Raw genomic sequence first — 9,294 nt, 5'->3', positions numbered from 1 at the left:
GCAACGAGGCGCGTATTTTACGAGTTCGCGTCCAACTGTCAAGTTGTTTGCGCATCAAGCGAACGGGGCCGAAATTTACTCTCGGCGATGAAACTTGTCAAGCAGATCAAATACTTCCAACCAGAATTATTTCTCTGGCGGCACGTATCCCTCAATCGCAGTCAAATCTTCTCCAGAGAAAAAGCGATCCATCTCTTCCTGCAAAAGCTTTCGAGATGCCATATCCATAAGATTCAGGCGCTTTTCATTGATAAGCATCGTCTGGTGCGTCAGCCAGTCCTGCCAGGCTTCCTTAGAGATATTTTCGTAGAGGTCCACGCCCTTGGGGCCGGGAAACGGTGGACGATCCAGGCCTTCCTTTTCTTGCTGATATTTACGGCAGAATACAGTACGGGTCATAACTCACCTCACGTCATTACCAGGGTAGCGTCGAGCTCAAGCAACAGCCGTTTTACCGGAGCCGCCAACCCGACCTCTTCAGGTTGCCGCAGGTTATACCAGAGCTGCCCACTGACTTCCATGACCTCACCCGAGTCCGCAAGATCGTAGATAACCGGAATCATCTGCAGGTGAAAGTGGCTAAAGGTGTGTTGACGCGGTTCAAGAGTTATCTTGGAAGAGGCTTTGCCTCCTCTTGATTGCGCCATGTCATCAAGTTCTGACCGGTTTAGCGCTTCAGGAAAACTCCAGAGTCCTCCCCAAATGCCCGTTGGTGGGCGCTGCTCAAGCAGTACTCGCCCCTGTTCATCTTTCAGGATCAGCAAATGTCGTGTTTTCTCGGGAAGTGCTTTGCGCGGTTTTTTACCGGGAAACTCCGCCTCACGATGTTGCTGATGCGCCTCGCAACTGTCCTCCAGAGGACAAAGCAAACACATTGGTTTGCTTCGGGTACAGAGCGTAGCCCCCATATCCATCATGGCCTGAGTATATTCACCCACGCGAGCTTCAGGAGTTAGCCGCTCCGCCAGCTCCCAAAGTTCTTTTTCGACCGCACTCTGGCCTGGCCAACCCTCGATGGCGGCGTAACGTGACAAGACACGTTTCACGTTACCATCCAGAATAGGCGCCCAGGTTCCCCGACTGATTGACAGAATGGCCCCAGCGGTTGAGCGACCAACCCCTGGTAACGTCACCACCTCTTCAACTGTCGAGGGAAACTCTCCCTGCCAGTCATTAACGAGTATCTGTGCGGCACGATGGAGATTACGAGCACGGGTGTAATAACCCAGTCCCGTCCATAGATGCAGCACTTCATCGACCTCTGCCTCAGCCAAAGCCTGAACACTGGGGAAGCGCTCCATAAAACGCTCATAATAGGGAATAACTGTCGCCACCTGCGTCTGCTGCAGCATGATTTCTGAAATCCAGACGCGATAGGGAGTCTTGTTGAATTGCCAGGGAAGCGTGGTCCGACCGTGACGGTCGAACCACTCCATAATGCGATGTTGAAACTCAGCGGGGGTCACTTATTGAGAATTCCTTGAAGCAAGCCTTTTACGGCCTCGGCTTTATCATCCCCAAGTTTTTCTTTCAACTTTTCTGTCTGCTTATCAATCGCCTTGTTCACCTCTTTTTTGGCTTTACGCTCGGCTTCCCGAGCAGCCAAACCCTTGATGGTGTTAGCAAAGCCATCCTTATCGGGGCGACACCATTTGCCTGGGTCACCATCAAGACTTCCCTGACAGCGTAGTGGCCATTCCAGGCCCTGGAATTTGGGATTGATCGTACAGGCTTCGCGGCTGGTATCTCCCTGGACAATGACCTTAACCAGCATATCCAAACGCCGCTGTGGCAGATCGATCTGCCCGGCACCATTCGCTGTGGCACCAACTAAACCACCGTTGAGCTGCTGCACCTGAGCGACACCATCATTAAACCGAATCTGCAAATGAGCATCTGTCAGCGTCGTATCTGCAGATGGCGTGCTCTCTCCTAATGCATCGCCATTGGCCAGAGCTATTCCCTGACAGAGCTGATGGGTCACATTAATATTCTTCAGTACGCCTTTCGCCAGGTCTGCCTGCATGGAGCCATTGAGGGAGTTAACCCAGTCATATACCGAGTTTCCACGCATGCTGAGCTGGCCCGTTGCGGTCCCTTGGCCAGTAACACTGGGGTCATTACCAAGTAGCTGCTGAAGCTGCCCAAGGTCAACCTGACTGGCAGTAAAGCTCACCTGAGAGTTAATAGGATTTTTACGGGCATCCATACTGCCCTTGGCACTGATTGAGCCACCTGAAACCTGAGTCGCGAGATTATCCAGCGTCAGCTTCCCGCCATTCGCCTGCACCATCACACGATTATTCTTTAGCGCCAGTTGCTGATAAGTCACGCTGTTGAGTGTGATGTCCGCATCCAGATTCAGACTACGAAGCATCTCAACCGGAACGACCTCAGCACGGGAATAGCTACTGTTATCCGCAGAAGCCACGCCAGCCTGTTTACTGCCAGACTCAGCCTGCTTTTCCGTAGGCTGCTCAGTGGCAGACTGATAGTCATCCAGGTTGATTTTGTCTCCTTTGAGCACCGTACTCAGTCGTCCGCTATCGAGACCATAGGCCAGCGTTCCCTTAAGTGTGGTGTCATCAACGGTGACCACCAGATCAGAGAGGTCAATACGGTTTTGCTTGAAACTGAAAGGGGTTTGCAGAGCAACTTTTGTCAGCGCATCACTGGATTTGAAGTCTGCCGCCATACCTTGGTCGGCCAGCCATTTACGTAGATTTGCCTGCTCAACAGACAACTTTCCACTGACGCTGGGGTCACCCATTACCTGATTTGCTTCAGCAGAAAGAGCCGCCTTGATACCGTTCATCTGCAGCGCCATGGCAGGCAGAGACAATCTCTGTTGTTTGAGGTCCAGATTCACATCGCCCTTGGCTTCAAGCAGCAGATCCTGTTTGCTAAGGCCTGCGATATCACTGACCAGCGTCAGATTGCTCAGCTCATAAAGCTGACGATCTGGATCCAGCATTACATCAGCATCGAGCTTATTACTAAGTGCAATCTGGCTACTTTGCTGACTTCCGCCCTCCTGACTCATGCTTAGAGGCAAAGTCAGACTTAGGGGGAAACGTTTACCCAAGGAAATACTGCTTGCCTGAAGGCTGACGGGGCCCACTGCAATCGACTTGTTCTGGGTAAGGTCACTGTAATTGATCTGCACGTTCTGAAGGTCAACAGAGTCAATGGCCAGCTGGGTTGAACCCGACTTTCCAGCGCTATCGCCAGAACCTGTTGATTCATCGGCAACAGGCGTCTCTTCACTAGGACGCGTCCAGTTATTCTGCCCGGCCGTTTCTTTTTGCAGGTTGAGGGTCAGGCCATCGACGATCAGGTCAGACAAACTCACCTGTCCACCCATCAGTGCGGGCACATCCAACCCCACACTGGCGTTATTCAGCGTCGCCAGACTGGGCTTATCCGGATAATGCGCCTCAACCTTGTTAAGAGTGATGGCGAATTGCGGGAACAGCGTCCAGCTCATTTCCCCCTGTATATCCACGATCAGACCAGTTTTATCCTCAATAGCAGCGCTAATGCGCTGACGATAGTCATTAGGATCAAACACAGTAAAAAGATAGATCAGGCAAAGGATTGCCAGACCTAATAACGCACCTAAAAGCCATAACACCAGTCGCGTGACCTTCATGTTCCCTCACTCACTCTTATTATCGATACTGCCTGCCAGACTCACCTTGCCGACAGTGTAGACCGCCTTTGCCTGCCTGTGTCCAGCGGATATCCCGCATTTGCTGTTAGTAATGGTTCTAACCCAGAGCACAAGGCTTTATAATTCAGGATCGTTTTTTAGTGGTTTCTTTGGCTATCAGCGCCGCAGTAAACATAAACACGGCACTCATCGCCTATCACGACGCATTAAAGGGAGCCTGGCATGGCAGAGCGTACCGCCAGCGTGACACGCAACACGCTGGAAACTCAGATCAGCGTGACCGTTAACCTCGATGGCACCGGGAAGTTTTCTTCTCAGACCGGCATCGGTTTTCTGGATCATATGCTGGAGCAGATTGCCCGCCATGGTCTTATCGACATGGATATCCATGCCAACGGCGACCTTCACGTTGATGCCCACCATACCGTTGAAGATCTGGGAATTACCCTAGGTCAGGCAATCAACAAGGCGCTGGGCGATCGTAAAGGCATGACCCGTTATGGCCACTCCTACGTTCCCCTGGATGAAGCTCTATCCCGCGTGGTTCTGGACTTCTCCGGCCGCCCTGGCCTCGAGTACAGCATTCCTTTCACCCGTGCTTCCATTAATGGACTGGACACCGAACTCTTCTATGAGTTCTTCCAGGGCTTCGTCAATCATGCGTTGGTGACTCTGCACATTGATAACCTTAAGGGTCATAACAGCCACCATCAGGCTGAAACCGTGTTTAAGGCCTTCGGCCGCGCCCTGCGCATGGCATTAACGCCCGATGAGCGCATGCAAGGGATGATGCCCTCAACCAAGGGATGCCTGTAATGAGCACTGTGGCAGTTATCGACTACGGCATGGGCAACCTGCATTCGGTTGCCAAAGCCCTTGAGCACGTAAAGCCGGATGAGCGCGTACTGGTGACGCGCGATACTCAGGACATTCTGGCTGCCGATCGCGTTATTCTTCCCGGCGTCGGAGCAATCCGTGACTGCATGGGAGAGTTGGTTCGCCTGGGCCTCGACAAGATTGTTCATCAGGTGATTGCTTCAGGAAAACCACTACTGGGCATCTGCGTCGGCGTACAACTTCTGACTGAGTTCAGCGAAGAAAATGGCGGTCATGCCTGCCTTGGCGCCTTTCAAGGCAAAGCCCACTTTTTCGGCAATGACCTGAAAGATGAAAGCGGTGAGAAACTGAAAGTACCTCACATGGGCTGGAACCGCGTGACCCAACGTAAAGCTCATCCACTCTGGGCAAACATTGCTGACGACAGCCGCTTTTATTTTGTCCACAGTTATTACATTAAAGCCGGACAGACTGATGAGATCGCAGGCTCATGCCATTATGGCCTTGAGTTTGATGTCGCTCTTAGTCGTGACAACGTTTTCGCTGTGCAATTCCATCCTGAGAAAAGCCATGAAGCAGGCCTTCAATTACTGAAGAACTTCCTGCACTGGAACGGCAAACCCTGACCTGTGAACTCCCGGTACGCCCGGGTTTGATTTTGATGGCCTCGAACAGAGGCCTGCACCTGACTAGAGAGAGTCCATCTCCATGCTGGTAATTCCTGCCATCGATCTGAAAGACGGCCTGTGCGTTCGACTGCGACAGGGCCGAATGGAAGACTCCACGGTATTTTCCTCCAACCCCGTTGAAATGGCTGGCCAGTGGGTAGCCCAGGGTGCTCGTCGTCTGCATCTGGTTGATTTGAACGGTGCCTTCGCAGGCCAGCCTGTGAACGGTGAGATTGTTCAGGAAATCGCTAAAGCCTTTCCTACCCTGCCGATTCAGATTGGCGGCGGTATTCGTGATGCAGCCATCATTGAAGCTTATCTCAAGGCTGGTGTTCAGTACGTCATCATCGGCACCAAAGCCGTTAAAGAACCTGAATTCGTGACTGAGATGTGCAAAGCCTTTCCAGGACACATTATTGTTGGCCTGGACGCCAAAGACGGTCTGGTTGCGATTGATGGCTGGGCAGAAGTGACCGAAGTCAAAGCGGTGGATCTGGCCAAGCGTTTCCGTGATGATGGCGTGGAAAGTATCGTTTATACCGACATCAGCCGTGACGGCATGATGCAGGGCGTCAATGTGGAAAGCACGGTGAACCTGGCGCAGGAGTCAGGACTGCCCGTGATTGCTTCCGGCGGCGTGACCAATATGGCGGATATCGAAGCGCTGGCCAAAGTCAGTGATAAAGGTGTCATCGGCGCCATCACGGGTCGTGCCATTTATGAAGGAACACTGGATATCGCTGAAGCTCAGGCACTCTGCGACAGCCTAGTCTGATACGCATTGAGCCATTCATAAAAAAAGGGCCTCTCTGGCCCTTTTTTTATTGCGCAATAATCTAAGGATCACACACCGTAATTCTTACGGTACGTCTCCATCGCAGTCAGCGCATCGGCCTTATCACCCTGCTCGGCAAGATAAGCCATGATGTCTTTCACATTAATGATATTAGCCACAGGCATGTTGTAGTCGCGCTCAACTTCCTGAATCGCCGAGAGTTCAGCCTTGCCTTTCTCCTGACGATTCAGCGCGATAACCACACCTGCAGGCGTGGCGCCATTTTGCTCAATCAGTGTCATGACCTCACGGATGGCAGTTCCGGCAGTAATAACATCATCAATGATCAGCACACGCCCTTTCAGCGGAGCCCCTACCAGATTCCCGCCCTCACCATGATCCTTGGCTTCCTTACGATTAAAAACATAAGGCACATCAAGACCGTGCTTTTCAGCCAGAGCAACCGCCGTGACCGCCGCCAGAGGAATGCCTTTATAGGCCGGGCCCAGAATCACGTCGAACTCGATGCCGCTGTTGACGATCGCCTCAGCGTAACATTGACCCAGCTTTGCCAGCGCCTTACCGGTATTAAACAACCCGGCGTTGAAAAAGTAAGGGCTCAGGCGACCAGACTTCAGCGTAAACTCGCCGAAACGCAGTACATCCTGTTGAATGGCAAACTCAATAAAATCCCGCTGATAGGCAAGCATCTGACAACTCCACTGGATCAAAAACGCCGCTAGTTTACCTTATCGCATCACCGCCTGCCTCCTCTGTGTCCCATCATTGCTGGGCTGGCGTCTTAGCTCCCATTGGTGCCGTTCTATTTCGCTTGACTTGAACGTCATTCAACGAAAAGGTGTTATAATTCGACAACTTAGGTCCAGACTTTGTCTGCCGCGGGACGACACACGGACGCACAACCAAAAAAACCGTGCGCCGCTACGAACGATGCCTCATGTCCAGTCACTACCTCGTCTTCCCGGTAAACACAGACGCCCAAGGGCCCAGAATTTTAGACTTTAAAGGATTCCCGTACTGATGCGTGTCATCACTCTTAATGTGCAAGGAATACGACAAGCGGCTGAGCGTGGACTGTTTGACTGGATGGTCCAACAAGATGCCGATGTCTATTGCCTGCAAGATATCCGTGACAAGTCCTGGGAGTTGGACGATGCCCAATTCCATCCGGAGGGATATCAGGCTCACTTCTTTGACTCGCCCGATGAGAATTACAGCGGCGTAGCGATTTACTGTAAGCACCAGCCAAAAGCCATCATGACCGGGCTTGGTTTTGAACTTTGCGATTTCCATGGCCGCTATATTCAGGCGGACTACGACAAAATCAGTATTGGCTCCATTCTGTTACCTGCGGGCGAAAATGATCTGAGCAAGCAGCAGGTCAAGAATGAGTTCATGGATCAGATGCTTGCCTTCTTTAAGAAGACTTTACGCAAGCGCCGACAGTTTATTTTCTGTGGTAGCTGGAATATTGCCCGCGAGCCGCGCGACGTCAGCAACTGGTATGTGAACCAGCGCAACTCAGGCTTCCTGCCTGAAGAGCGCGCTTTCTTTCGCGAAGTCTTTGATGAAATGGGCTACGTGGACACCTTCCGCGAAGTTAATCAGGCTGATCGCCAGTTCACCTGGTGGCCAAGCTACAACCGTGCGTTTGAGCTTAACGAAGGTGCTCGTCTGGATTATCAAGTGGCCACCGCAGAATTTGGCAAGAAAGTCCGGGCAGCAAAAATCATTAAAGAGCCTCGCCTTTCGGCGCACTCTGCGCTAATGATTGAATATGACCACGATCTCTAATAGATCTCCTCGCTGACACCTTCAACCGGATCAGCCAGAGACAAAAAAGCCCGCTACAGCGGGCTTTTTTTATGGCATCTCGCGGGCTCAGACTTCGAGGTAATCCAGAATACCCTCGGCCGCCTTGCGGCCTTCTGCAATGGCGGTCACGACAAGATCAGAACCACGTACCATGTCACCACCGGCAAATACCTTGGCATTACTGGTCTGGAAGAAATGTTTGCCTTCACTCGCCTGTTCTGGCGCCAGGACTCGACCTCGGTTATCCAGCTCGATACCAAACTGTTCAAACCAGGGTGCAGGGCTTGGGCGGAAGCCAAAAGCAATCAGCACAGCATCAGCAGGCAAGACTTCTTCACTACCAGGCACCACTACCGGGCTACGACGGCCATGAGCATCGGGCTCACCCAACTGGGTATGCACGACCTTCACACCTGTCACCTTACCTTGTTCACCGATCAGCTCAACGGGCTGAACGTTGTACTGGAAGATAACCCCCTCTTCCTTCGCGTTAGCAACCTCCCGGCGTGAGCCTGGCATGTTGGCTTCATCACGACGATAGGCACAAGTGACCTTGCTGGCTTCCTGGCGGATGGCTGTACGGGTACAGTCCATAGCCGTATCACCACCACCAAGAACAACGACCTTCTTGCCTTTCATATCCACGAACTCATCGGCTGACTTCTCAAAGCCCAGACAACGGTTCACATTGGAGATCAGATAAGGCAAAGCATCGTAGACGCCTTCCAACTCCTCGCCAGGGAATCCACCTTTCATATAGGTGTACGTTCCCATACCGAGGAAAACCGCATCATAGTCTTCCAGCAGGGATTCAAAACTGACGTCCTTACCGATGTCAGTATTCAGACGAAACTCAACGCCCATGCCTTCGAAGATTTCGCGACGCTGGCTCATGACGCCCTTTTCCAGCTTGAATTCCGGAATACCAAAGGTCAGCAGACCGCCGATCTCCGGATGGCGGTCAAACACCACCGGCTTCACACCATTACGCGCCAGAATATCAGCACAGCCCAGGCCCGCCGGGCCAGCACCGATGACGGCAACCTTCTTATCTGTCCAGACCACGCGGGACATATCAGGCCGCCAGCCCATGGCAAAGGCGGCATCCGTTGCATACTTCTCAACCGAGCCGATAGTCACTGCGCCAAAACCATCATTCAGGGTACAAGCCCCTTCACAAAGACGATCCTGTGGACAAACGCGACCACAAACTTCCGGGAGTGAGTTAGTTTGATGCATCAGCTCAGCCGCCTTGATGACGTTGCCATCGCTGATGAGCTTCAGCCAGTCGGGAATGTGGTTATGCACCGGACACTTCCACGAACAATAAGGGTTACCGCAGGATAAACAGCGGTGCGCCTGGGGGGAGGCTTCCTCAGCCTTGAAAGGCGAGTAAATCTCCTTAAATTCCTGCTTGCGAACAGCAGCCTGCTTCTTGACCGGGTCTTTTCGACCTACATCTACAAACTGGAAGACATTATCCAAACGGTCTGCCATGTCTTCTA

General features: G+C 52.3%; 9 protein-coding genes. 4 read left to right on the top strand and 5 right to left on the bottom strand.

Annotation, left to right across the window (positions count from 1 at the left end):
* Window positions 1-126 precede the first annotated feature (126 nt).
* Genes ACKC9G_RS16245 through ACKC9G_RS16235 form a run of 3 tightly spaced genes read right to left on the bottom strand, consistent with a single transcriptional unit; the run spans window position 127 to window position 3,652 of the window.
* A complete protein-coding gene (locus tag ACKC9G_RS16245; protein ID WP_411407307.1) occupies window positions 127-399 on the bottom strand; it encodes an oxidative damage protection protein in 273 nt (90 codons plus the stop codon).
* Window positions 400-407: 8 nt separating this feature from the next.
* Complete coding sequence (gene mutY, locus ACKC9G_RS16240) at window positions 408-1,466, bottom strand: A/G-specific adenine glycosylase (RefSeq protein WP_411407305.1); 1,059 nt, start codon at window positions 1,464-1,466, stop codon at window positions 408-410.
* The gene (locus ACKC9G_RS16235) at window positions 1,463-3,652 is read right to left on the bottom strand and encodes an AsmA family protein (RefSeq protein ID WP_411407303.1); all 2,190 of its coding nucleotides are present in this window, start codon (window positions 3,650-3,652) and stop codon (window positions 1,463-1,465) included. The genes mutY and ACKC9G_RS16235 overlap by 4 nt, the downstream gene beginning before the upstream one ends.
* A gap of 243 nt (window positions 3,653-3,895) precedes the next feature.
* Here ACKC9G_RS16235 and hisB point away from each other — a divergent pair, with 243 nt between their 5' ends.
* The 3 genes from hisB (at window position 3,896) to hisA (ending at window position 5,953) form a co-directional block, all read left to right on the top strand.
* On the top strand, window positions 3,896-4,489 hold the full coding sequence (gene hisB / locus ACKC9G_RS16230) for an imidazoleglycerol-phosphate dehydratase HisB (RefSeq protein WP_411407301.1): 594 nt from the start codon (window positions 3,896-3,898) through the stop codon (window positions 4,487-4,489).
* A complete protein-coding gene (hisH, locus tag ACKC9G_RS16225; RefSeq protein ID WP_411407299.1) occupies window positions 4,489-5,136 on the top strand; it encodes an imidazole glycerol phosphate synthase subunit HisH in 648 nt (215 codons plus the stop codon). Before hisB ends, hisH begins: the two co-directional genes overlap by 1 nt.
* 82 nt (window positions 5,137-5,218) lie before the next feature.
* Window positions 5,219-5,953 (top strand): 1-(5-phosphoribosyl)-5-[(5-phosphoribosylamino)methylideneamino]imidazole-4-carboxamide isomerase, encoded by a 735-nt coding sequence (gene hisA / locus ACKC9G_RS16220; protein ID WP_411407297.1) that lies wholly within the window; start codon window positions 5,219-5,221, stop codon window positions 5,951-5,953.
* 68 nt (window positions 5,954-6,021) lie between these two features.
* Here the strand turns inward: hisA and pyrE are convergent, their stop codons facing one another.
* Entirely contained in the window at window positions 6,022-6,663 is a 642-nt protein-coding gene (gene pyrE / locus ACKC9G_RS16215) for an orotate phosphoribosyltransferase (protein ID WP_411407295.1), read from the bottom strand.
* A gap of 331 nt (window positions 6,664-6,994) precedes the next feature.
* Between pyrE and ACKC9G_RS16210 the strand changes: the two genes are divergently transcribed.
* Window positions 6,995-7,768, top strand: coding sequence for an exodeoxyribonuclease III (locus tag ACKC9G_RS16210; protein WP_411407293.1), 774 nt, complete (start codon window positions 6,995-6,997; stop codon window positions 7,766-7,768).
* Window positions 7,769-7,855: 87 nt separating this feature from the next.
* Here the strand turns inward: ACKC9G_RS16210 and ACKC9G_RS16205 are convergent, their stop codons facing one another.
* Window positions 7,856-9,286 carry an FAD-dependent oxidoreductase gene (locus ACKC9G_RS16205; protein ID WP_411407291.1) on the bottom strand — a complete coding sequence of 477 codons (1,431 nt, stop codon included), beginning with the start codon at window positions 9,284-9,286 and terminating at the stop codon, window positions 7,856-7,858.
* Between the last annotated feature and the right edge of the window lie 8 nt (window positions 9,287-9,294).

The sequence above is a fragment of the Pokkaliibacter sp. CJK22405 genome (assembly GCF_046614695.1).
GTDB lineage: Bacteria > Pseudomonadota > Gammaproteobacteria > Pseudomonadales > Balneatricaceae > Pokkaliibacter.
The sequence above is the reverse complement of the archived record's forward strand: the minus strand, read 5'-3'. Positions and strand labels throughout refer to the sequence as shown.